This window comes from Acidovorax sp. LjRoot66, from assembly GCF_964253305.1.
Lineage (GTDB): Bacteria > Pseudomonadota > Gammaproteobacteria > Burkholderiales > Burkholderiaceae_C > Acidovorax.
The window spans coordinates 50,317-72,132 of sequence record NZ_CAXUQU020000002.1 but is presented as its reverse complement, the minus strand read 5'-3'; the positions used below and the strand labels follow the sequence as shown (position 1 = coordinate 72,132).

Annotated in this window: 20 protein-coding genes and 1 pseudogene; 18 read left to right on the top strand and 3 right to left on the bottom strand. The window is 64.2% G+C overall.

The window, feature by feature from the left end; translation table 11 throughout:
* Positions 1-18 precede the first annotated feature (18 nt).
* From ACSQ3Y_RS32615 to ACSQ3Y_RS32570, 10 genes are all read left to right on the top strand, one after another.
* Positions 19-1,179 (top strand): acyl-CoA dehydrogenase family protein, encoded by a 1,161-nt coding sequence (locus ACSQ3Y_RS32615; RefSeq protein WP_436180246.1) that lies wholly within the window; start codon positions 19-21, stop codon positions 1,177-1,179.
* An 8-nt stretch (positions 1,180-1,187) separates the two neighbouring features.
* On the top strand, positions 1,188-1,988 hold the full coding sequence (locus ACSQ3Y_RS32610) for an enoyl-CoA hydratase/isomerase family protein (protein ID WP_247655961.1): 801 nt from the start codon (positions 1,188-1,190) through the stop codon (positions 1,986-1,988).
* Between the two features lies 1 nt (position 1,989).
* Positions 1,990-3,993, top strand: coding sequence for an acetyl/propionyl/methylcrotonyl-CoA carboxylase subunit alpha (locus ACSQ3Y_RS32605; RefSeq protein ID WP_436180245.1), 2,004 nt, complete (start codon positions 1,990-1,992; stop codon positions 3,991-3,993).
* 82 nt (positions 3,994-4,075) lie between these two features.
* Complete coding sequence (locus tag ACSQ3Y_RS32600) at positions 4,076-4,996, top strand: MBL fold metallo-hydrolase (RefSeq protein WP_436180244.1); 921 nt, start codon at positions 4,076-4,078, stop codon at positions 4,994-4,996.
* 53 nt (positions 4,997-5,049) lie between these two features.
* Positions 5,050-5,877, top strand: coding sequence for an enoyl-CoA hydratase/isomerase family protein (locus ACSQ3Y_RS32595; protein ID WP_436180243.1), 828 nt, complete (start codon positions 5,050-5,052; stop codon positions 5,875-5,877).
* A 20-nt stretch (positions 5,878-5,897) separates the two neighbouring features.
* Positions 5,898-6,548 carry a carbonate dehydratase gene (gene can / locus ACSQ3Y_RS32590; RefSeq protein WP_034694598.1) on the top strand — a complete coding sequence of 217 codons (651 nt, stop codon included), beginning with the start codon at positions 5,898-5,900 and terminating at the stop codon, positions 6,546-6,548.
* A gap of 33 nt (positions 6,549-6,581) precedes the next feature.
* Positions 6,582-8,006: an MmgE/PrpD family protein gene (locus tag ACSQ3Y_RS32585; protein ID WP_177134689.1), complete on the top strand. Its 1,425-nt coding sequence runs from the start codon at positions 6,582-6,584 to the stop codon at positions 8,004-8,006.
* Positions 8,006-9,175 (top strand): acyl-CoA dehydrogenase family protein, encoded by a 1,170-nt coding sequence (locus ACSQ3Y_RS32580; RefSeq protein ID WP_436180242.1) that lies wholly within the window; start codon positions 8,006-8,008, stop codon positions 9,173-9,175. The genes ACSQ3Y_RS32585 and ACSQ3Y_RS32580 overlap by 1 nt, the downstream gene beginning before the upstream one ends.
* A gap of 60 nt (positions 9,176-9,235) precedes the next feature.
* Positions 9,236-10,405: an acyl-CoA dehydrogenase family protein gene (locus ACSQ3Y_RS32575; protein WP_436180241.1), complete on the top strand. Its 1,170-nt coding sequence runs from the start codon at positions 9,236-9,238 to the stop codon at positions 10,403-10,405.
* A 15-nt stretch (positions 10,406-10,420) separates the two neighbouring features.
* Positions 10,421-11,398: an acyl-CoA dehydrogenase family protein gene (locus ACSQ3Y_RS32570; protein ID WP_436180240.1), complete on the top strand. Its 978-nt coding sequence runs from the start codon at positions 10,421-10,423 to the stop codon at positions 11,396-11,398.
* A 66-nt stretch (positions 11,399-11,464) separates the two neighbouring features.
* Here the strand turns inward: ACSQ3Y_RS32570 and ACSQ3Y_RS32565 are convergent, their stop codons facing one another.
* Positions 11,465-12,376, bottom strand: coding sequence for a LysR family transcriptional regulator (locus ACSQ3Y_RS32565; RefSeq protein ID WP_008905403.1), 912 nt, complete (start codon positions 12,374-12,376; stop codon positions 11,465-11,467).
* Positions 12,377-12,564: 188 nt separating this feature from the next.
* Here ACSQ3Y_RS32565 and ACSQ3Y_RS32560 point away from each other — a divergent pair, with 188 nt between their 5' ends.
* From ACSQ3Y_RS32560 to ACSQ3Y_RS32550, 3 genes are all read left to right on the top strand, one after another.
* Positions 12,565-12,804, top strand: coding sequence for a CDGSH iron-sulfur domain-containing protein (locus tag ACSQ3Y_RS32560; RefSeq protein ID WP_436180239.1), 240 nt, complete (start codon positions 12,565-12,567; stop codon positions 12,802-12,804).
* Between the two features lie 75 nt (positions 12,805-12,879).
* Positions 12,880-13,641, top strand: coding sequence for a DODA-type extradiol aromatic ring-opening family dioxygenase (locus ACSQ3Y_RS32555; RefSeq protein WP_246309221.1), 762 nt, complete (start codon positions 12,880-12,882; stop codon positions 13,639-13,641).
* Between the two features lie 110 nt (positions 13,642-13,751).
* Positions 13,752-14,222: a luciferase domain-containing protein gene (locus ACSQ3Y_RS32550; protein WP_177134699.1), complete on the top strand. Its 471-nt coding sequence runs from the start codon at positions 13,752-13,754 to the stop codon at positions 14,220-14,222.
* A 54-nt stretch (positions 14,223-14,276) separates the two neighbouring features.
* On the opposite strand, the gene ACSQ3Y_RS32545 is transcribed toward ACSQ3Y_RS32550, so the two are convergent.
* Positions 14,277-16,247 carry an AMP-binding protein gene (locus ACSQ3Y_RS32545; RefSeq protein ID WP_436180238.1) on the bottom strand — a complete coding sequence of 657 codons (1,971 nt, stop codon included), beginning with the start codon at positions 16,245-16,247 and terminating at the stop codon, positions 14,277-14,279.
* A 97-nt stretch (positions 16,248-16,344) separates the two neighbouring features.
* Here ACSQ3Y_RS32545 and ACSQ3Y_RS32540 point away from each other — a divergent pair, with 97 nt between their 5' ends.
* The 5 genes from ACSQ3Y_RS32540 (at position 16,345) to ACSQ3Y_RS32520 (ending at position 21,211) form a co-directional block, all read left to right on the top strand.
* The gene (locus tag ACSQ3Y_RS32540; protein WP_436180237.1) at positions 16,345-17,028 is read left to right on the top strand and encodes a nitroreductase; all 684 of its coding nucleotides are present in this window, start codon (positions 16,345-16,347) and stop codon (positions 17,026-17,028) included.
* A 46-nt stretch (positions 17,029-17,074) separates the two neighbouring features.
* A complete protein-coding gene (locus ACSQ3Y_RS32535) occupies positions 17,075-18,712 on the top strand; it encodes a class I adenylate-forming enzyme family protein (RefSeq protein WP_436180236.1) in 1,638 nt (545 codons plus the stop codon).
* 23 nt (positions 18,713-18,735) lie between these two features.
* Positions 18,736-19,935, top strand: a complete 1,200-nt coding sequence (locus ACSQ3Y_RS32530; RefSeq protein WP_436180235.1) for a thiolase C-terminal domain-containing protein — start codon at positions 18,736-18,738, stop codon at positions 19,933-19,935.
* Positions 19,932-20,363, top strand: coding sequence for a Zn-ribbon domain-containing OB-fold protein (locus ACSQ3Y_RS32525; RefSeq protein WP_372658014.1), 432 nt, complete (start codon positions 19,932-19,934; stop codon positions 20,361-20,363). The genes ACSQ3Y_RS32530 and ACSQ3Y_RS32525 overlap by 4 nt, the downstream gene beginning before the upstream one ends.
* Positions 20,364-20,950: 587 nt before the next feature.
* Entirely contained in the window at positions 20,951-21,211 is a 261-nt protein-coding gene (locus ACSQ3Y_RS32520; protein ID WP_436180496.1) for a hypothetical protein, read from the top strand.
* Positions 21,212-21,243: 32 nt separating this feature from the next.
* Here the strand turns inward: ACSQ3Y_RS32520 and ACSQ3Y_RS32515 are convergent.
* Positions 21,244-21,772 (bottom strand): annotated as a pseudogene (locus tag ACSQ3Y_RS32515) (aminotransferase class III-fold pyridoxal phosphate-dependent enzyme); the annotation flags it as partial.
* Between the last annotated feature and the right edge of the window lie 44 nt (positions 21,773-21,816).

The window sequence follows — 21,816 nt, the reverse complement described above, 5'->3', positions numbered from 1 at the left end:
GACAAGGCCGACATCCCCATGAACTTCGACTACACCGAGACCCAGGGCCAGATCCGCGCCGCCGTCAAGGAGTTGTGCAAGGGCTTCGGCCCCGAATACTGGCGCCAGTGCGCGCAGGACGGCGCCTATCCGGAAGCCTTCGTCGACGCGATGGCCAAGGCCGGCTGGCTGGCTGCGCTGATTCCCGAGGAATACGGCGGCGCCGGGTTGCCGCTGCTCGACGCCTGCCTGATCCTGCAGGAGATCAACCAGAACGGCGGCAGCGCGGTGCACTGCCATGCGCAGATGTACACGATGGCGTCAATCATGCGCCACGGCTCCGAGGCACAGAAGCGCCGCACGCTGCCGCGCATCGCTGACGGCAGCCTGCGGCTGCAGGCCTTCGGCGTGACCGAGCCCGACGCGGGCTCCAACACGCTGGCGATCAAGACCTTCGCGCGCAAGGTGCCGGGCGGCTACGTCGTCAACGGCCAGAAGATCTGGACCTCGCGCTACAGCCACTCGCACATGTATCTGCTGATCGCGCGCACCACGCCGATCGACGCGGTGAAGAAGAAGACCGATGGCCTGAGCCTGTTCCTGATCGACATCAAGAAGGCGGGCACGTCGCTCAAGGCCACGCCGATCCGCACGATGATCAATCACCACACCTTCCAGGTCTTCATCGACAACCATGAACTGAGCGACGACGACCGCATCGGCGAGGAAGGCAAGGGCTTTTACTACCTGCTGGATTCGCTGCATTCCGAGCGGCTGCTGGTGGCCAGCGAGGCCATCGGCGACGGCCACTGGTTCGTCGGCAAGGCCGCGCGCTACGGCAGCGAGCGTGTCGTCTTCGACCGCCCGATCGGCGCCAACCAGGGCGTGCAGTTTCCGATCGCGCGCGCCCACATGAACATCGAGGCCGCCGAACTGATGCGCAACAAAGCCGCGACGCTGTTCGACGCCGGCCTGCCCTGCGGGCGCGAGGCGACCATGGTCAAGTACCTGGCCAGCGAAGCCGCCTGGGAGGCAGCCGAGGCGGCCATGACCACCTTCGGCGGCTATGGCGTGGCCTGCGAGTACGACATCGAGCGCAAATGGAAAGAGAGCCGGCTGTTCCGCACCGCGCCGATCTCCAACAACCTGGTGCTGGCGCAGGTGGCCGAGCATCTGCTGGGTATGCCCCGCTCTTACTGATGGCCCAGATGCACCACGAAACCCTGCTGATCCACCCCGCGCCGGGCACCGCACCGGAGGACGGCATCCGCTGCCTGGTGCTCAACCGCCCCGAGGTGATGAACGCGATGAACACGCAGATGTTCGTCGACCTGCGCAACGCCCTGCACGAACTGGCCTTCGACGACGGCCTGCGTGTGCTGATCATCACCGGCGCCGGTGAACGAGCTTTCTCGGCCGGCGGCGACCTCAAGCAGCGCGACGGCATGACCGACGGTCAATGGCGGCGCCAACACCAGCTCGCCGAAGAGGTGTTGCTGGCGGTCAAGGATTTCCCGCAACCGGTGATCGCCGCCGTCGAAGGCCACGCACATGGCGGCGGCTGCGAACTGGCGTTGATGTGTGACTACATCGTCGCTTCGCGCGCTGCGGTATTTTCGCTGCCCGAGCTGCGGCGCGGCATCATGCCCGGCGGCGGGGGTATCCAGAACCTCGTGCGCGCCGTCGGTGCGCGGCGCGCCAAGAAGCTGCTGTTCACCGCGCGCCGCTTCTCGGCCGAAGAAGCCGCCGAATGGGGCATGGTCACCGACCTTGCCGAGCCGGGTACGGCGCTGGCCGCCGCAGTCGCCGACGCGCGCGACATCGTGCTGGCCGCACCGATGGCCACCCACTACGCCAAACTCGCCGCCTCGCGCGGCGGCGAGATTGACTTCCACAGCGGCTACATGCTCGACATCGCCGCCTACAACGTGCTGGTGTCCTCGGCCGACAGGCTGGAGGGCGTGAAGGCCTTCAATGAAAAGCGCCCACCGCGCTGGAGCGGACTCTGACATGTTCAAAAAAATCCTGATCGCCAACCGCGGCGAAATCGCCTGCCGCATTGCACACACCTGCCGGCGCCTCGGTATTGCAGTGGCCGGTGTGCATTCGAGTGCTGATCGCGATGCGCTGCACGTTGACCTGATCGGCGAGTCGATCGAAATCGGTGGGGCAACGCCAGCCGAGAGCTACCTGCGCATTGATGCGGTGATCGATGCGGCCCGGCGGACCGGGTCGCAGGCCATTCATCCTGGTTTTGGCTTTCTGGCCGAAAACGCGGTCTTCGCGCGCACGGTCGAGGCGGCCGGCCTGGTCTTTATCGGCCCGACGCCCGAGGTCATTGAGCGCCTGGGCGACAAGGCGTCGGCCAAGCGCGAGGCGCGCGCCGCTGGCGTGGCCGTGCTCGGCGGCAGCGAGCTGCCCAGCCGCGACGCGGCTGAAGTGGCGGCCACCGTACGCGGCCTGCCACTGCCGGTGATTCTGAAAGCGGCCGCCGGTGGCGGCGGCAAGGGCATGCGGGTGGTGCAGCAATTGGACGGGTTGATGGAGGCCATCGAGGCGGCCATGCGCGAAGCCAAAAGTTCCTTTGGCGACGCGGCGTTGATCGTCGAAGCCTTTGTCGAGCGCGGGCGCCACATCGAGGTGCAGATTGTCGGCGACGGCCACGGCGAAGTGATTCACCTGTTCGAGCGCGAATGCACGTTGCAGCGGCGCCATCAGAAAGTCATCGAAGAGGCTCCAGCGGTGAATCTCGCCCCGGCGCTGCGCGAGGCGATGCTCGGTGACGCGGTGCGCCTGGGGCAGCGACTGCGCTATCGCGGTGTCGGCACGGTGGAGTTCATCGTGCAGGGCGACAGTCACCATTTTCTCGAAGTCAACCCGCGGCTGCAAGTTGAGCATCCGGTGACTGAAGAGGTGACTGGCATCGACATTGTGGAGGTCATGCTGCGCATCGCTGCCAACGAGGGATTACCCTTGCGTCAGAGCGAAGTGCAGATGCGCGGCCACGCGATTGAGGCGCGGGTCTGCGCTGAAGACGCAGCGCAAAATTTCCTGCCATCCACCGGTGAACTGATCGCGGTGCGGTTCCCGACTTCGGGTGTGCGGGTTGAATCGGGGGTGCGGGCCGGCATGGTGGTCACGCCCTACTACGACTCGATGCTGGCCAAGCTGATCGTTCATGCGCCCACGCGCGAGGCTGCGCTGGACCGTCTGAGTGGGGCGCTGGGCGAAACCCAGGTGCACGGCGTCGAAACCAATTGCGCTTTTCTGCAGCGTCTGCTGGCCCTGCCTGCAACGCGGGACGCCAGCTTCCACACCCGTCTGATTGACGAGGTGCTGGCAGAGGGGGGTCAGGGCACGGGTAGCGCGCCGCTGGAGCGGCTGGCTGCAGCGGCGGCCTGGTGGTTGCTCGATGCGCGGCGCAGCAGCAAGCCATTCGGAGCCTGGTCGGCCTTGGACGTGACGGGTTGGCAGATGCACGCTGGCGACGATCGGCTCACGCCGGTTCCGGCGCTGTTGCTGCGCTCGGGAGGAACAACACACGAAGCCCGGTTCGGCGCCGTCTCGCCCGAGTCCGAAGTGACGGTGCAAATCGGCACCGAACGGGTTCGCCTGGCGCTGACCGCCAGCGCCGGGAGCGATTGGCGTTTGCGCATAGGGAATTGTCATGAGGTACTGACCATCGTGCGCAGCGACGATGCCGTGTTTGTGCAGAGCGGCGGCACCGCCCACGCCATCGGCGTGACCTCCTACCTCAGCCAGGTCGCCACTGGCCGCCAGGCCAGCGGACAGTTGCGCACGCCGATGATGGGAATGATCCTGAAGACCCATGTGGAGGTTGGCGAGCGGGTACGTGCCGGCGACGTGGTGGCGACGATGGAGTCGATGAAGATGGAGATGCGCATCAACGCCGATCACGATGGCGTGGTGCGCTCGCTGTCGGTGCAGCCCGGGCAGATGGTCGAGCGCGGCCTGGTGGTGGCCGTGGTTGAGTCCGAGGGCGCCGCGGAATGAGCGGCAGCAAATCCAGCATGCGCGCCCCTCTTTGCAAACCTGGTGTTATCCACCGCTCAAAATGACGTGCCCGAGACGGCCCATGACCGGCATCCAACTTCCGAACGGTATTCAGGTTTTTGAGCGCGGCTGGCTGTCCTCGAACAATATTTTGTTCATCGGAGCACAGTCCAGCGCACTCGTTGACAGTGGCTACAGCACGCACGCGGAACTAACGACCGGGCTGGTCAGCGCCGCTTTGCAGCAGGGTCCGCTGGACTTGCTGCTCAACACGCATCTACACAGCGACCACTGCGGCGGCAATGCCGTCCTCCAGGGCAATTACCCTGAACTTCAAACCCTCATTCCGCCAGGCCATGCATCACTTGTCTCGTCATGGGACCCCGTCGCCCTGAACTATGTGCCATCCGGGCAACACTGCCCCCGGTTCAAGTTCGATGGTCTTCTTTTACATGGCACGGAAATTCAGCTGGCCGACACGGCGTGGCAAATTCATGCGGCGCCGGGCCACGATCCCCATTCAGTCATTCTGTTTGAGCCGCAGTCCCAAACCCTGATCTCGGCAGATGCCTTGTGGGAAAAAGGCTTCGGCGTGGTGTTTCCGGAGCTTGAGGGCGACGCCGCATTCGACGAAGTGGCCGCCACCTTCGACCTGATCGAGCGGCTTGACCCGTGCTGGGTCATTCCTGGCCACGGCCCGGTATTCCGCTACCGCGCCGAGGTGCTGGCCTACGCGCGCGCGCGCCTCAACGCCTTTGTCAAGAGCCCTGACCGACATGCGCACCACGCAGTCAAGGTGTTGCTGAAGTTCAAATTGCTGGATCAGCAGCAACTGCCTTTTGCCGATTTTGTCGACTGGGTCGCCAACACCCGCTACTTCCAGCTCATTCACCAGAGGTTTGTTCCTTCTGTTCCCATCGACCGCTGGATGGAGCAGTTGACGCAAGAGCTTGTGCGTTCAGCAGCCGCACGAAGAGCAGGTGACATGGTCTACAACGCGTGAAATCGGTCACGGAGTGAATCATGCGACGAAGGCGCTGACGAATCAGCGTTCGTATGAGCAGAGCAAGCAATTTTTTAACAGGAGATCAGGATATGAGTGCAGCAGAAACGGTTTTGTACGAAGTGCGCGATGGCATTGCCACCGTGAAGATCAACCGCCCCGAGATGCGTAACGCGCTGTCACCGGCCGCCGCCAACCGGCTGCACGATCTGTGGGGTGAAGTCGATGCCGACAAAAACGTACGCGTGGCAATCCTGACTTCTGCCGACTGCGGCACCTTCTGCGCCGGGCTCGACCTGCGTGAGGCTTCGCGTGTCAAGAAGGAAGAAGGCGTGGACATCCTGACCAAGATGAAGGACCCGTTCCATGGCCGCCAGCGCCGTGTGGCCAAGCCCATCATCGCGGCCATGACCGGGCACCTGATTGCCGGCGGCATGATGCTGAGCCTGAACTCGGATTTGCGCGTCGGCCTCAAGGGCACGCAGGTCGGCATCACCGAAACCCGCATCGCCGGGCGCGGTAGCCCGTGGGCCATTCCCCTGCTGTGGATGCTGCCGCAGCCGCTGCTGATGGAGATGGTGCTGACCGGCGACCTGTATCCGATCGAAACCTTTCATGGGCTCGGTTTCATCAACTACCTGGAAGACACGCCGGATGCCGTGCGCGCTCGCGCCACCGCATTGGCCGAACGCATCCGCGACAACGCGCCGCTGTCGGTGATGGCGGGCAAGGAATCGATCATGACGGCGATGAGCGCCGGCTGCGAGGCCGGTATGGCGCTGGCCCACAACATCTACCGTGCCGCTTACGCCAGCGAGGACGCGCAGGAAGGTCCGCGTGCCTTCGCCGAGAAGCGCAAGCCGGTGTGGAAGGGGCGTTGATGTCGCTCCGTGGAGATGCCATGTCCAGCCTGGCCCCTCTGCTGGAGAACAACCGTGCCTGGTCGGCGCGCTGCGCTGCGGAAGATCCGCAGTACTTCGAGCGGCTGGCGCACCAGCAGATGCCGCGCTACCTGTGGATCGGCTGTTCCGACAGCCGGGTGCCGGCCAACGAAATCCTGGGCCTGCGGCCTGGCGAGGTGTTCGTGCACCGCAACGTCGGCAACCTGGTGGTGCACTCCGATCTGAACTGCCTGACGGTTCTGCAGTATGCGGTCGAGGTGTTGAAGGTCGAGCATGTTCTCGTGGTGGGCCACTACGGCTGCGGCGGCGTGCAGGCGGTGATAGAACAGCGCCGCACCGGTCTGGCCGAGAACTGGCTGCGCCATCTGGAGGACGTGGCGCGCAAACACGCTGATCGGTTCGACGGCATTTCCAGCGTTGACGAGCGCGCAGCGCGGCTTTGCGAGATGAACGTGATCGAGCAGGTCAGCAACGTGTGCCGCACCACCACCCTGCGCCGCGCCTGGGAGTGCGGGCAGCAAGTCGAGGTGCACGGGTTGGTCTACGGCCTGCGCGACGGCTTGCTGCGGCCGGTCGGGGGCAGCGTCAACCGCGGTCAGGACCAGCAGAAGCAATACGCCCAGTCTCTTGCTGCGCTTGGCACACTCTGAGTGATACGAAGAATACAAGAAAGGTTATTCCACATGCCAGACGACACGACAACCCTCCCTGCCCCCAGCATCGCCGCCCAACTGGCCGCCTTCGCGCACGGCCTGACGCCAGACATGCTGCCCGCAGCCGTGGTCGAACAGGCCAAGCTGCTGATGCTCGACGCACTGGGCATCGCCTTGGCTTCGTCCCAGCACGACTTCGCGCACTGCGCTTACCGCGGCTTGCACGCCCTGGGCGGCGCGGGTGACAGCGCCGTCATGGGTGCCTTTGCCCCCCTGCCGCTGCGCGATGCGGTGCTGATGAATGGCATCCTGGTCCACGGGCTGGATTTCGACGACACCCACCCCGGCGCGATCACCCACCCCAGCGCCAGCGCCTTTCCGCTGGCGCTGGGTCTGGCGGCGCAGCGGCATGCCAGCGGGGCCGAGATGATCATGACCTATGTGCTGGCGATCGAGGTGGCGGCACGTCTGGGTGCAGCGGCCCAGGGGCGCTTCCACGACGTGGGCTTTCACCCGACCGGCCTGGTGGGGGCTTTTGGGTGCGCACTGGCGGCCGGCAAGCTGATGGGACTGGATCAGGCGGGCCTTGAGCACGCGCAAGGCGTGGTGCTGTCGATGGCATCAGGCAGCATGGAATTTCTGAGCGACGGCGCCTGGACCAAGCGCATGCACCCGGGCTGGGCCGGTGTCAGCGGGCTGACCGCCACGGCGTTGGCCGGTGCCGGATTCCGCGGCCCGTCGCAGCCCTATGAAGGCCGCTTTGGTCTGTACGCCAGTCACCTGGCCGCGCGCGGCCTGAACGCCGATTTGTCCTTGTGCGCGCGCGGCCTGGGCGAGCGCTGGGAACTGATGGATGTGGCGGTCAAGTTGTATCCAACCTGCCACTTCACGCACGCCAGCATCGATGCCGCGCTGGCGCTGCGCGCGGCCGGTCTGCGCACTGACGAGATCGCTTCGGTACAGGTGCTGCTGCCGCAAGGGGTGCACCCGGTGGTGTGCGAGCCGGTGGCGGCCAAGCGGCGACCGGCCAACGTCTATGAATCGCAGTTCAGCATTCACCATCTGGTCGCGCTGGCCCTGCTGCGCGGCGAGCTGGGGCTGGCCGAACTGGATGCCGCCAACCTGAGCGACCCGCAGGTGCAGGCGCTGGCTGACCGCATCGAACACGCGGCCGACCCCGATGCCGATTACCCCACCTTCTTTTCCGGCGAGCTGCGCGTGCGCACGCACGATGGGCGCGAGCTGCGCCACCGCGAGGCCGCGCACCGCGGCGCGCCGGGGCGCCCCATCACGGCCGCTGACATCGAAGCCAAATTCATGGGCAATGCGCTACTGACCTTGCCGCGCGAGCAGGCGCTACGCCTGCTCGACGCGCTGCTGACGGCCGACCGCGCCCCAGATGCCGCCGTCCTGGCGCAGACCCTGACCCATTCCAACACTTCCGGAACCCTCTGATGACGACCAGCCAGTCCGTGGCCTTTGATGCCGAAAAAGAAACTCTGGTGCTCGACGCCGTCGAACGCTTTGTGGACCGCGAGATCAAGCCGGTGGCGCAGCGGCTCGAGCATGCCGACGAATGGCCGGCCGACATTGTGGCCGGCATGCGCGAGATGGGCCTGTTCGGCTGCATCATCCGCGAGGAATATGGCGGCCTCGGCCTGTCGGCCAGCAGCTATGCCAAGGTCGTGGAGCGCATCGCGCGGGTATGGATGTCGGTTTCGGGCATCATCAACTCGCACCTCATCATGGCCGCCTGCGTGCAGCGCAACGGCACCGAGGCGCAGCGCCAGCGTTTCCTGCCGCGCTTTGCCAGCGGCGAACTGCGCGGCGGGCTGGCGCTGACCGAGCCCGACTGCGGCACCGACTTGCAGGCGGTGCGCACGGTGGCGCGCCGTGACGGCGACCACTACGTCATCAACGGCACCAAGACCTGGATCTCCAACGGCGTCCATGGCCAGGCCTTTGCCGTGCTGGTCAAGACCGACCCCGCAGCGCAACCGCGCCATCGCGGCATGAGCCTGTTCATCTGCGAAAAAGGCCCCGGCTTCACGTCCACTCGCAAGCTCGAAAAGCTCGGCTACAAAGGCATCGACAGCGCCCAGCTGGTGTTCAACAACTTTCGCGTGTCGGCCGCCAACTTGGTCGGTGGCGTGGAAGGACAGGGTTTCAAGCACGTGATGGGCGGACTGGAACTTGGGCGCATCAATGTGGCTGCGCGCGGCGTGGGTGTGGCGCGCGCCTGCCTGGAGGAGTCGGTAGCCTATGCCCAACTGCGTCGCACCTTCGGCAAGCCGATCTGCGAACACCAGGCGATCCAGCTCAAGCTGGCCGACATGGCCACTCGGGCGGAGGCGGCGCGTCTGCTGGTTGAACAGGCCGCGCGGGCTTATGACGCTGGCCAGCGTTGCGACATGGAAGCCGGCATGGCCAAGCTGTTCGCCAGCGAGGCGGCGGTCGAGAACTCGATGGAGGCCTTGCGCATCCACGGGGCTTATGGCTACTCGAAGGAAATGAACGTCGAGCGCTACTACCGAGACGCGCCTCTGCTGTGCATTGGCGAAGGCACCAACGAATTGCAGCGCTTGATCATTTCCGCCCAGCTGGTGGAGCGCAGCCCGATCTGATGTATCGCCTGGGGCGGCGCCTCAACTCGGCGGTGAATGAACCCCTCGGAGGAAAATTTCTTGAACAACCTGCTGTCCGCTTTCCGGTTCGCCGCCCTGCCCGCCGGGACGAATTCATTTCGCGCCGAGGTGAAGGCCTTTCTCCAATCCAGCTTTGAGCCAATGCCCGCCGACATCCGGGCCCGTTCATGGATGGGTTTCAATGCCGCTTTCAGCAAGAAGCTGGCCGCACGGGGCTGGGTCGGCGTGACCTTGCCGGCGCAATACGGTGGCGCCAGCCTGGACGCCTTCTCGCGCTTCGTGCTGGTGGAAGAACTGCTGGCCGCCGGCGCCCCGGTTTCCGCGCACTGGATCGCCGACCGCCAGAGCGGGCCCTTGATCCTCAAGTTCGGCACGGAGGCGCAACGCCAGTTCTACCTGCCGAAAATCTGCGCCGCCGAGGCGTTTTTCTGCATCGGCATGAGTGAGCCCAATGCCGGCTCCGACCTCGCCAGCGTCGGCACGCGGGCCACGCGCTGCCAAATTGACGGTTCAAGCTGCTGGCGGCTGAACGGCCGCAAGATATGGACCACCAACGCGCAGCACTGCCACTACATGATCGCGCTGGTGCGCTCGTCGGGCGAGCCGCAGGACCGGCAAAAAGGCTTGTCGCAGTTCATTGTCGATCTGGCATTGCCCGGCGTGACGGTGCGCCCGATCCGTGACCTGGCGGGTGATGCACATTTTTCCGAAGTGTTCTTCGACAACGTGCTGCTGACCGACGACGCGCTGATCGGCCATGAAGGCAGCGGCTGGGCGCAAGTCAATGCCGAACTGGCCTTCGAGCGCAGCGGCCCGGAGCGGGTGTACTCCAGCATCGTGCTGCTGGAGCACTGGATCACCTGCCTGCGCAAGACACCGGCGGTCTCGGTCCATGCCGCCACCATCGGGCGTTTCGCCACGCACCTGGCCACGCTGCGCAACATGTCGATCGCCGTCACGGCCAAGCTCGTCAACGGGGACAGCCCGTTGGTCGAAGCGGCCCTGGTCAAGGACATTGGCACCGAATTCGAGCAGAGCATTCCCTCTGTGATCGAAGCCGCCCTCGCCATGGACCCGGACGCCCTGGTCGATGCCGAGTTGTACCGCGCCGTGGCTTATGTGAGCCAGATGGCGCCCACCTATTCCCTGCGCGGCGGCACGCGCGAGATCCTGCGCGGCATGATCGCGCGCGGTCTGGGTCTGCGCTGAAAAAGAAAGCATTCCATGTTTGCACAAGCGATTGAAGATATCCTCCAGGACCAGTGCACGCCCGCCGTGGTGCGCGCGATTGAAGCGGGCGGCTCGCCGCTTAAGCTGTGGCAGGCGCTGCAAGGTGCCGGCTTCCTCGAACTGCTGGCGTCCGAGGACGCTGGCGGTGCCGGCCTCCCGCTGACCGATCTGTTCCCGATACTGTGCAGCTTCGGCCGCTACACGGTGCCGGTGCCGGTGGCGCAGACGATTGTGGCGCGAGCGCTGCTGGGGTCGCAGTTTGCGATGCCCAGCGGCATGATTACGCTGGGCGCTGCGTTGCGGCGCGAGGCCGGTGGCGCTATCGTGTGCTCATTCACACCTTACGGCATGCTGGCGGATTTCGTGCTGGCCCAAGATGGTGATGCCTTGTTGCTGCTGCATTGCGCAGCGGCGCAGCGTGAAGCAAGCGGCGTGCACGGGAGCCTGACGGCCACCCTGCGCTGGTCCGATGCGCGCGTCGCGACGCACGTGCCCGGCGCTGGCCAGCTGCTGCCGACGTTCGCGGCGGCCTTGCACGCCGCCCTGCTCAGCGGGGCCATGACCCGTGTGTTCGAAATGACACTGAAACACTGCAATGACCGCATCCAGTTCGGCAAAACCCTGGGCAAGTTCCAGGCGGTGCAGCACCAGTTGAGCGTCATGGCCGAACATGTGGCTGCTGCCTCGATGGCAGCCGAAGCGGCCTTCCACACCGACGCTGCGGCACCGTCCCTGCTCGCCGCAGCGATGGCCAAGTCCCGCACCAGTGAGGCGGCGGTTCTGGTCGCCTCCATCGCGCATGCACTGCACGGCGCTATCGGTATTGCGGAAGAATACGACCTGCAATTGCTGACCCGGCGCCTGCACGAGTGGCGCATGGCGCATGGCTCGGAGGCGCACTGGAATGTGTTGATCGGCCAGCGCGTGCTTGCTGCCGATGTGTCCATCGTTGATTTTGTGCGGTCTGTTTAGCCGCCGCTTTTGTGCCCACGATCAGCGGCGAAGTGATCGACACCCGGGGCTTGCAACAGTTTCGGTTCATCGATCCGGCTGTTGCGCTAACGACTTGCCCCCGCCAAGCGCTTCACTGAAGAAGTCGATGAAGGTTCTCAGCTTGGGTGTCACGTACTGCCGATTCGTGTAAACCGCATACAGCGTGAAAGGGGGCACCGTGTAGGTCGGCAGCACGCGCGCGAGGCAGCCCGCGGCCAGATCGTCGTCGACCGTCCATTCGGGGAGGAACGCCATGCCCATGCCGGCGTGCATCGCGTGATAGGTGAGCGTGCTGTCGTCCGAGCGCATCACCGCATTCAGCTTGATCCGCGCCTTGCCGGCAGGTCCCTGCATTTCGAGGCCATCGAGGTTCACGTAGTTGGGTACCACGGCGCTGCACCTGACCAGATCGGAGGGTCTGCGCGGAGAGCCTTCGCGCTTCAGGTAAGCCGGGGTTGCGACCAGGTGGAACTGCACGGGACAAATCGGCCGTGCAATCAGCGCCGGGGACAGTTCGCGCGTGGCGCGCAGCGCGAGGTCGTAGCCGTCGGCGACCAGGTCGATCTTGCGGTTCTCCAGTCGCATGTCGACCAGCACCTCCGGATAGGTGTTGCGGTAGGCCGCGAGTACGCTGGCGAAATGCCGGTTTGCACACCAGACGGGCGCGCTGATTTTCAATTGTCCGCGTGGTGCCTGCGCGCTTTGCCGAAGCGCCGCTTCGGCAGCCTGCAGCGTGTCGAGCGCCTCGCGGCATTGTGCGTAGTACATCGCGCCGGCCTCCGTCAGGCTGAGCTTGCGGCTGGTCCTGTGCAGCAACCTCGCACCGAGGTCTCGTTCGAGCTGGGCGACATGCTTGCTGGCCATCGGAGCGGACATGGTGAGGCGCGCCGCGGCGCGGGAAAAGCTGCCAGCCTCGACCACTTCCCTGAAAACGCGAAGGCTGGTCAGACGATCCATGGCGGATTCTTGTGAGGAAATGATGTGTTAATAATACAGCTATTGATTAACCAAAATTAAACATTAAGCTATTCCTCATGGTCAGTCGGGTAGACATCCAGTCTCAAAGAGGCTGCCCATCAGCCGCGCTTTCGTTGATGCCTTCAACCAATGCCGTATCACTTCTTAATCATCCTCAGGAGCTCAACATGAGTAAGCCGCATATCGCCGCCACCACGCCGTTCGCAATCGACGTGGAAAAAGGCAAGGACTACTACTGGTGTGCCTGCGGTCTCAGCAAATCGCAGCCGTTCTGCGACGGCAGCCACAAGGGCGGCGAGTTCGTGCCGACCAAGTACAGCGCCGACGAAAGCAAGACTGTCTATTTTTGCGTCTGCAAGCAAAGCAAGAACGGCGCGCTTTGCGACGGCACGCATAAAGCTCTGTGAGAGCGGACCATGCCCGTGACAACGGAGCGATTGCCGACCTACTTCATCTCGCACGGCGGCGGACCCTGACCATACATGATGGCGCAGTCCAACGGCATGTACGACCGTCTGGCGCAGTCCCTGCGGGATATGCCACGCCAGCTCGGCGCCCAACCGAAGGCCGTGCTCGTGATCTCCGCCCATTGGGAGGAGCGCGAGTTCACCGTGATGGCCGCCGAACGGCCGCCCATGGTTTACGACTACTCTGGCTTCCCCGAACATACCTACCATGTCCAGTACCCGGCACCGGGCCTGCCAGCGCTGGCCGAGCAGGTGCGGCAGTTGATCCAGAGCGCAGGGTTCTCGGCGCTGCTTGATGCCCAGCGCGGTTTTGACCACGGCAGCTTCGCGCCGCTGGTGGTGATGTACCCGCTGGCCGATGTGCCGGTCGTGCAACTGTCACTGCGCGCGGGCTATGACCCGGCGGAGCATTTGGCCGTCGGCCGTGCCCTGGCGCCGCTGCGCGAGCAGGGCGTGCTGATCGTCGGCAGCGGCCTGAGCTACCACAACCTGCGCCGCATGGGGCCGTCCGCCGCGGTGCCGTCAAAGCAATTCGACGACTGGCTGCAGCAGACCTTGGTCACCACCGAGCCGCACCAGCGTGCGCAGCGGCTGATCGACTGGCAAGACGCGCCGGCCGCCCACGTGGCCCATCCGCAAGAAGACCATCTGCTGCCCCTGATGGTGGCGGTGGGTGCCGCCGGGCATGATGAAGCCGTGTGCGTGTACCACGAGGAAGGCTTCTTTGGCGGCGTCACCGTCTCCGGCTTCAGGTTCGGCCAGGAAGGCGGGGTCTGAGTGGCGGTGGCTTGCTGGGCCGGTAGGCGCCTGTCGCCGAGGGGTGTTTCCTGTAACCCACGCGGCAGGTGTGCAGCGACAAACGATGAAGCGCGAAGACGGAGAACCGCATGACAAGTTATCTCAGCCATCAGCGCCGTGGCGCTCGCCCGCGGACGACGCCAAGCAATCCGCATACGCAGCTTGAACAGAATGCGCCGGTAGAACTGCAAGAGCTGGTTTTCGAGAGGGGGCAGTCCCTGGGCGGCGTGGAAGTTGGTCCGAGCCAGGTGTCTGTTCCCGGAGCGCGCGCCTTATATTTACCGCGATGCGGATGCCAGTCCTTCGGCGCCTTCATGTTCGGCAAGGAGTTTGCCCACATCCACCCGCCCAGTGACGGCAGTCTGCACATGACCTTGCCGCCCGAGATCGTTCCCCAGGTCATCGAAAACGGCTGGGCGGAGTTGCATCCGCTGGCGGGTCAATATGGCCTGCCCGGGAACATCGTGATGGTCTATGGGCCGCGTGACGACGAGGAACTGCAGGTTGTTTGCGATTTGCTTACGGCGTCGCATACTGCGGCGACATCGTCAGAGGCGTGAAAAATCCGGGGCCACATCCTGCCCGTCAGGGCAGGATGTGGCGCACAACCAGGCTCAAGCTTTTGCAAGTTTGCCCTGCAGCTCGGCCACCGTTTCCGGGTTGACCAGCGACGACAAGTCGCCCGGACTGTCGCCCTTGTACACCGCCCGCACCACGCGGCGCATGATCTTCATGTTGCGCGTCTTGGGCAGGTCGCTGACCAGCAGCACCTGCCGGGGGCGGTAGGAGGCGCCCATGCCATGGACGACCGCCTGCGACAGTTCGGCCTGCAGCGCCGCGTCCGCCGCCACGCCGGGCATCGGCACGCAGACGCAGACGATGGCCGAGCCCTTGATCTCGTCGGGCACGCCGATCACCGCCGCCTCTGACACCTTGCCGGTGCCGGTGAGCAGGGTTTCGATCTCCGACGGGCCGGTGCGCTTGCCTGAGACCTTAATCGTGTCGTCGCTGCGTCCGAGGATGTAGAACAGGCCGTCCGCATCGCGCATCGCAAAGTCGCCATGCACCCAGACGCCCGCAATGGTGCGCCAGTAGCTGTCGAGGTAGCGTTCGTCGTCGCGCCACAGGCTCTTGGTGAAGCCGATGTTGGGGTTGCGCAGCACCAGCTCGCCGACCTGGCCCGCGCCGACCGGCTGGCCGCTTTCATCGACGATGTCAACCCCGGCGCCGAGCCCGCGCGCGCCGAACGAGCCTGGCCGCAAGGGATGGTGCAGGGTGCCGGTGAAGTTGCAGCCGCCCACTTCGGTGCCGCCGACAATATTGAGGAACGGCAATCGCTCTTTGCAGATGTGCTTGAAGAACCAGCGCCAGGGCGCCTCGGTCCAGGCCTCGCCGCCGGAGCAGGTGATGCGCAGCGAAGACAAGTCGTAGCGCTGGACTTCTTCGTCGCCGTAGCGCATCAGGCTGCGGATCAGCGTGGGCGCGACACCCAGGTAGGTGACTTTGTGATCTTGCACCAGGCGCCAGAAGCGGCCCGTGTCGGGGAAGTCGGGCGTGCCTTCGGCCACCAGCAGGCTGCCGCCGAAATAGCTCGGAATGCAGGCGCACATGGCGCCCACCATCCAGCCCATGTCGCTCATGAAGAAGAAACGGTCGCTCGACTTGAAATCGGCACAGATGTGCATGTCGCGCGTGACCATCGAGCCCAGGAAACTCACGTGGGTCCATATGCAGCCCTTGGGCTTGCCGGTGGTGCCCGAGGTGTAGAGCAACACGGCGGGGGCCTCGGAGGCCATCTCGGCGGTCGGCATGTCATGGGGCTGGACGGCGACCAGGCTGGCCCAGTCGTGGTCGCGCCCGGGCGTCATCGGGCATGGGGACGCTTCACCCAGGTGACGCAGCACCATCACGTGCTGCACGCTGGGTGTCTCGCGCAGGGCTTCGTCCAGCACCGACTTCATGACGCCGGGCGTGCCGCGCCGCCAAGTGCCGTCCACCGTCAGCACCGCCTTGGCTTGGCCGTCGTTCAGGCGGGCGACGATGGGTTGCGGCCCGAAGCCCGAAAACAGCGGCATCAACACGGCGCCAATCTTCAGTACGGCAAAAAACGCGACGAAGGTCTCCGGCAGGTTGGGCAGGTACAGGCCGACCCGGTCGCCTCGGCCAATACCCAGCGACTGCAACGCCGCGGCCAGGCGACAGACTTCGGCGTCAAACTCGCCGTAGCTTAATGATTTGCGGTTTTTCGGGTCTTCACCTTCCCACACCAGGAAGGTCTGATCCCACACCGGCGTGCCGCGGTGCCGATCCAGGCAGTTCAGCACGATGTTGGTGGTGCCGCCGACACACCAGCGACCCCATTCAATACCGCGCGAGGTGTCGAGCATCTGCGTGTAGGGTTTGAAAAAGCGGAAGTCGCAGAATTCGAACACTTCCTGCATCAGCCACACGGGGTCGGCATCGGCACGCGTAGCAAGGTCCTCGAACCAGAGCTCACCCACCTTGCGCAGGAAGGCGGTCAGATTTGAGGACGCTATCAATTCAGGCGTGGGCACCCAGTCAAACGGTTGTTTGTTAGAATTCATGCCACAATGGTAGTCGAACGTCGTGCTGGCGTCCAGTGCGCGTCCAGCTTGAATTTTTAGTTTCCTCTATTTGGCTTGTTAGAAAGGCGGTTCATCCATGCATGTCGACGAAGCGATTCGCAGCCGGAAATCGGTCAGGCGTTTTCTACCCACGGCCGTTGCTCCTTCGGTCGTGCAGCAAATTCTGAGCGTGGCGGCGCGGGCTCCGAGTGGCAACAACGTGCAGCCGTGGAAGGTGTACGCGGTGGCGGGTGAAGCCCGGCAGCTTCTGTGTGATGCTTTCATCGAGGCGGCCACGCACGAGCCTGATCGCCACCAGCCCGAGTACGCTTATTACCCCACCACCTGGGTCGAACCCTATCTGGATCGCCGGCGTCGCTGCGGTTTCGGTTTGTATGCCAGCCTGGGCATCGCCCGCGACGACGCGGCGGCACGCGAGCGGCAGATGCTGCGCAACTACACGTTCTTCGAAGCGCCGGTGGGGCTGCTCGTCACGCTCGACCGCCGTTTGAACACCGGCAGCTTCATGGACCTGGGCATGTTCATCCAGAACATTCTGGTGGCTGCGCGCGCACAGGGCCTGCACACCTGCGCGCAGGCAGCGATTGCCTGGTACCACAAGGTGGCCCGGGCCCAGCTGCCGATCGGCGACCACGAAATCCTCGCATGCGGCATTGCCCTGGGTCACGAAGACCCGTCCGCCCCGGAGAACGCCTTCATCACTGAACGTGGCGAGGTGGAGAGGTTCACCAGCTTCCATGGCTTCGATCCCCAGAGCTGATCAAAGCCTTTCATTTATTTAAACAAATTTTCTGAAGACACTATTCATGATCCTGCATTCGCCTTCTACGATTGAACGCTACACTGCCGCCAAACTTTGGGGGGACCGCACCCTGCTTGATGTGGTTGCGGCACATGTTGTCGATGTTCCGCAACGGGTGGCCATCGTCGATACACCAGACCGTGAGGCGCTGATCGGCACGCCCGCCACCTCGGTAACTTGGAGCGAGTTCGGCAAAGCCGTCGACGCGATTGCCACCGGGCTGATTCTCCGTGGACTAAAAAAAAACGATGTTGTGGTTGCGCAGTTGCCCAATGTCTGGGAGTTGATTGCGTTGTACTTTGCTGTGTCCCGTGCCGGAGGCGTGCTGTCTCCGGTGGCCATGCAGTGGCGCGAAACCGAGTTGCGCAACGTCGCAGAGGCCAGTCAGGCGCAGCTCTACATCGGCGTAAAAAATTTCAAGGGCTTCGACCACATTTCGATGGCTGCCAAGCTAGGCTACGCCACCTTGGCGATTGAAGACGTCACCGCTTTGGCCGCACAGGCACCAGACCAGGCCCTGCTGGACGCTGTCAGCGTCAGTGCCAACGATATTTTCAGCCTGTGCTGGTCCTCGGGTACTGAATCACATGCCAAGGGCTGTCCGATGTCGCACAACAACTGGCTTTACCAGATGCGGCTGGTGCCCAATACGGCGGGCATTCAAGAGGGTGACCGTGTACTGGCACCAGCACCGATGGTCAACATGACGGGTGCCGTGGCTTGGCTGAGCTGGCTGGCAGCGCGTGGCACGCTGCTGCTGCACCATCCGCTCAATGTCGAACTGTTCCTCAAGCAAATACTCACGGAAAAGGTTCAGTTCACGATTCTGGTGCCTGCAATCCTGAACATGATCCTCAAGCTGCCCAATGTCGACAGCCTCGATTTGTCATCCATCCGCTCAATCGCCACAGGCTCAGCGCCGCCCTCGCGCTGGAGCATGGAGGAGTTCAAGCGCCGCTGGAACATCGAGATCTGCAACCTGTGGGGGCAGACCGAGGGCACAGGCTTGGTTGGCGGCCCGGTTGACGTGCCGGATTTCGCTATGCGATCGGAACATTTTCCCTGGTGGGGCAAGCCGGGACTTGAATGGCCGTCGACAATGGAAGGCGTACAAGCCAAGCTGCTTGACGAGCAAGACAAAGAATGCACGCAGCCAGGCGAGGTGGGCGAGTTGGTCTATCGCGGACCCAACGTGTTTGCCGGCTACTACCGGCGGCCAGACCTCGCACAGAATTCGTTCACGGCCGACGGTTTCTTTCGCACCGGTGATTTTTTCATCGTGCGCGATGAACGCCACATCGGCTTTTTTGACCGCAAGAAGGACATCATCATTCGTGGTGGTTTCAATATAAGCGCCGCCGAGGTCGAGAACCTGGTACTCACCCACCCCGGTGTGCAAGAGGTAGCAGCGGTGGCGGTGCCCGACGAAATCATGGGCGAGAAGACCTGTATCTACGTCGTGCCCAAGGACAAGGCCCGGCTGCCGACGCTGGAAGATATCGTTGACCACTTGAAACAAATTGGCGTGGCGGTCTACAAGCTGCCCGAGCATATTGAGTACCTTGACATCATCCCGCGCAACCCGGTGGGGAAAATTTTGAAGGCGCAATTGCGACAACGCGTGCATGCTTCGGGGGCGTGACCTCCAACTCTGGACACTCAATCATGACCCCTCAAACGAACTCATCGCCGCGCAGTCTCCGCGGTGAAACCGCGATCATCGGCGCCGGCATTTCGGCCGTCGGCCGCGTGCCGGGCAAGAGCGCGCTCGCGCTGGCCGCCGACGCAGCAGGCAAGGCGCTTGCCGATGCCGGCATCGGCAAGCACGAGGTCGATGGCGTGCTTTCCAGCTCCGCCTTCGCCTCGCCGTTTCACCGATTCAGCGTAGCCTTCAGTGAGTACCTCGGCATCCAGCCGACGTTCTCCAACACGATGCAGGTCTCCGGCGCCACGGCGGCCACCCTGTTCAACATCGCCGCCGCCGCCATTGCTGGCGGCCTGGCCGAGACCGTTCTGGTGGTGGGCGGCGACAGCCTGCTGACTGGTCTGTCGCCCGACCTGGCCCTGCGCTCGATGACCGAAAGCCGGGACCAGCAATACGAAATGCCATTCGGCATTCCCGTGGCCAACACCTTCGCCATGACAGCGCATCGCCACATGAAGGAGTTCGGCACCACCTCCGAGCAATTTGCCAAGGTGGCGGTGATCCACCGCGAACACGCACGCCGCACGCCGGGGGCGCAGATGACCGATCCGCTGAGCGTCGATGACGTGCTGAATTCCGGCTGGGTGACAACGCCCTACCACAAGCTCGACTGCTCGCTCATCTCCGACGGCGCAGCAGCCTTCATCGTCACCTCGGCCGAGCGCGCCAGGGCGCTGGGAATTGCCAAGCCCATCTACATCCTCGGCGGCGGCGAATGCTACACGCACGAGCACATCTTCTTGATGCCCTCGCTGACCACCACGGGCGCGGTGCAGTCGAGCGCCAAGGCCTACGCCATGGCCGGCTGCGGGCCAAAGGACATCGACGTGGCCGGGGTCTATGACTGCTTCACCGGCACGGTGATCATGATGCTGGAGGACCTCGGCTTCTGCCCCAAGGGCGAAGGTGGGCGCTTCGTCGAGGACGGGCAGATCACCTACGGCGGCGCCATCCCCTGCAACACCCATGGAGGCCTGCTGTCGTTTGCGCACTCGGGCATGCCGGGTTCGCTGTTTCATTTCTACGAGGTCGTCAACCAGCTGCGCGGAAGCTGCGGTGAACGCCAGGTCGCGGGCGCTGAACTTGGCCTGGTGCACAGCCTGGGCGCCGGTTTTGCGACCAACGCCACCACCATCCTGGGAACGGAGGCCACGCTGTGATCAACCTCAAAGACGCCCACCTCAAGCCACAGCCGATGCCGGATGCAGATTCGGACATCTATTGGCGCGGCATTCAGGAGGGCAAGCTGCTGCTGCAGCACTGCCCAGCGTGCGGCCACGTGCAGCTCTACCAACAGGCGATCTGCCGTGAGTGCGGTAGCGAGCGCCTAGAGCACCGCGCCGCCAGCGGTCGCGCCAAGGTGCATTCGTTCAGCGTGGTTCACCGGGCGCCCGGCCCGGCTTTCAAACAGGACACGCCCTATGCGGTGCTGCTGGTCGAACTCGAAGAAGGTCCGCGGATGATCAGCTCCTTCATCGGCGCAGACCCTTCAGCAGTCACTTTCGACATGGCTGTCGAGTTGGTTTGCGAACCCGTCGGTGGTAGTGTGTCGCTGCCGCGATTCCGGGCGGCCGGACCTCCAGCGTGAAGCAGCGTCGTCGTGCGCCTTCTGAGTGTCTGAGGACATGACCCAACCCAACGCGGGATTTCGGTGGCCGCAGCTTGCTGCGCCGTCCTCCCAGGCGGCAGTCGAGGGGGCTCCTCCTGACCTGACGACGGCCACAGTGGCGCGGCGGGCGATTGCGCCCTTGTCCATGCATGATCGGATCGTGGCCATCGTTGCGCCGGTCGGCTATGGCAAGACGACATTGATGGGCGGATGGCTTCGCGCTTGCAAAGACGCAGACCCCGTGTGGGTGGGACTCGATGCTTCCTGGCGCGACCAGGTGTTCTTTGTTCGCTCCTTGTTGAATGCGATCGGAGGCCCGTCGGAGCCGGTCGCGATGGGGGCCATTGACGCGGCGGCAGTGGTCGAGAGCGGCTTGCTGGCGTTGTTGCAGGCCCTTGGACAAAGTCGTCGTCCCATGATGCTTTTTTGCGCCGCTATGCCAGGTCTTTGTGCGCCAGTGGCCGGCAGGACCACAAGATCAGGACCCATTCCACTATGGCGCCGCACAAACGGTTCTGGCCTATGCGCACAAATGCAATTGACGTTTCACCGAGGCCACCAAGTCCTTGCGCGAGGTGCAAGTGAAGTTCGGGGAGGCTCCTTCGCTTTTCGGCCACATGTGGGTGCGGGTGATCTTTTCCGCCTTGCTGTTCAAGGCGGGGCGGCATCGTGAGGCCCTGGCAGACAGCACCTCGGCGCTGACCGAAGAGCTGGCTTTCGCTCCCGACGCCTCGTGCCTGGCGGTCAGGCTGCGCGCGATCCGCGCGTTGCTGCTGTACGAACGCAACCTGTGCATCGAGGCGATGGTGGATTTGGAGGTGGTGTGACCACTACTGTCGCACCAGGGCATCGTCGATAAGATGGCGTAGATTGTGTGGCCGATGGGGCGCAGCAGCAGCCCCTGCGCCAGCGCGTGGCGGGCATAGCGGCGGCCGAAGTCGGGCAGGCGTGCTGAGCACGTGCCACGCGAAGACCATGCCCTTGCGTCGATCGAAGCGCACACGCGGGTGCTTGGAGATCGGCGCGAACTGCGCGGCCAGCCGCTCGCTGGTGCCCAGGTTCTGGCGCAGCGCGTCGGTCTGCGCGAAGAAGTCCAGCGTGGCCAGCGCGGCGCGGCAGGCCAGCGGGTTGCAGGTGTAGCTGTGCGAATGCAGGAAGCCGCGCGCCACCTCGTCGTCGTAGAAGGCGGCATAGACCGCGTCGGTGGTGAGCACCACCGACAGTGGCAGCGTGCCGCCGGTCAGGCCCTTGGAGAGGCAGAGAAAGTCGGGGCGGATGCCCGCCTGCTCGTGCGCGAACAGTGTGCCGGTGCGGCCGAAGCCGACCGCGATTTCGTCGAGCACCAGGTGCACCTGGTGCCGGTCGCAAAGCTCACGCGCGCGTTTCACGTTTCAGGTACAGCGGGTCGTGCATGGGGTCGTCTCAGAAAACG

Coding starts and splice junctions, on each gene's coding strand:
- ACSQ3Y_RS32615 (WP_436180246.1), top strand. CDS start 19: ATGAACTTCGACTACACCGAGACCCAGGGCCAGATCCGCGCCGCCGTC.
- ACSQ3Y_RS32610 (WP_247655961.1), top strand. CDS start 1,188: ATGCACCACGAAACCCTGCTGATCCACCCCGCGCCGGGCACCGCACCG.
- ACSQ3Y_RS32605 (WP_436180245.1), top strand. CDS start 1,990: ATGTTCAAAAAAATCCTGATCGCCAACCGCGGCGAAATCGCCTGCCGC.
- ACSQ3Y_RS32600 (WP_436180244.1), top strand. CDS start 4,076: ATGACCGGCATCCAACTTCCGAACGGTATTCAGGTTTTTGAGCGCGGC.
- ACSQ3Y_RS32595 (WP_436180243.1), top strand. CDS start 5,050: ATGAGCAGAGCAAGCAATTTTTTAACAGGAGATCAGGATATGAGTGCA.
- can (WP_034694598.1), top strand. CDS start 5,898: ATGTCCAGCCTGGCCCCTCTGCTGGAGAACAACCGTGCCTGGTCGGCG.
- ACSQ3Y_RS32585 (WP_177134689.1), top strand. CDS start 6,582: ATGCCAGACGACACGACAACCCTCCCTGCCCCCAGCATCGCCGCCCAA.
- ACSQ3Y_RS32580 (WP_436180242.1), top strand. CDS start 8,006: ATGACGACCAGCCAGTCCGTGGCCTTTGATGCCGAAAAAGAAACTCTG.
- ACSQ3Y_RS32570 (WP_436180240.1), top strand. CDS start 10,421: ATGTTTGCACAAGCGATTGAAGATATCCTCCAGGACCAGTGCACGCCC.
- ACSQ3Y_RS32565 (WP_008905403.1), bottom strand. CDS start 12,376: ATGGATCGTCTGACCAGCCTTCGCGTTTTCAGGGAAGTGGTCGAGGCT.
- ACSQ3Y_RS32560 (WP_436180239.1), top strand. CDS start 12,565: ATGAGTAAGCCGCATATCGCCGCCACCACGCCGTTCGCAATCGACGTG.
- ACSQ3Y_RS32555 (WP_246309221.1), top strand. CDS start 12,880: ATGATGGCGCAGTCCAACGGCATGTACGACCGTCTGGCGCAGTCCCTG.
- ACSQ3Y_RS32550 (WP_177134699.1), top strand. CDS start 13,752: ATGACAAGTTATCTCAGCCATCAGCGCCGTGGCGCTCGCCCGCGGACG.
- ACSQ3Y_RS32545 (WP_436180238.1), bottom strand. CDS start 16,247: ATGAATTCTAACAAACAACCGTTTGACTGGGTGCCCACGCCTGAATTG.
- ACSQ3Y_RS32540 (WP_436180237.1), top strand. CDS start 16,345: ATGCATGTCGACGAAGCGATTCGCAGCCGGAAATCGGTCAGGCGTTTT.
- ACSQ3Y_RS32535 (WP_436180236.1), top strand. CDS start 17,075: ATGATCCTGCATTCGCCTTCTACGATTGAACGCTACACTGCCGCCAAA.
- ACSQ3Y_RS32530 (WP_436180235.1), top strand. CDS start 18,736: ATGACCCCTCAAACGAACTCATCGCCGCGCAGTCTCCGCGGTGAAACC.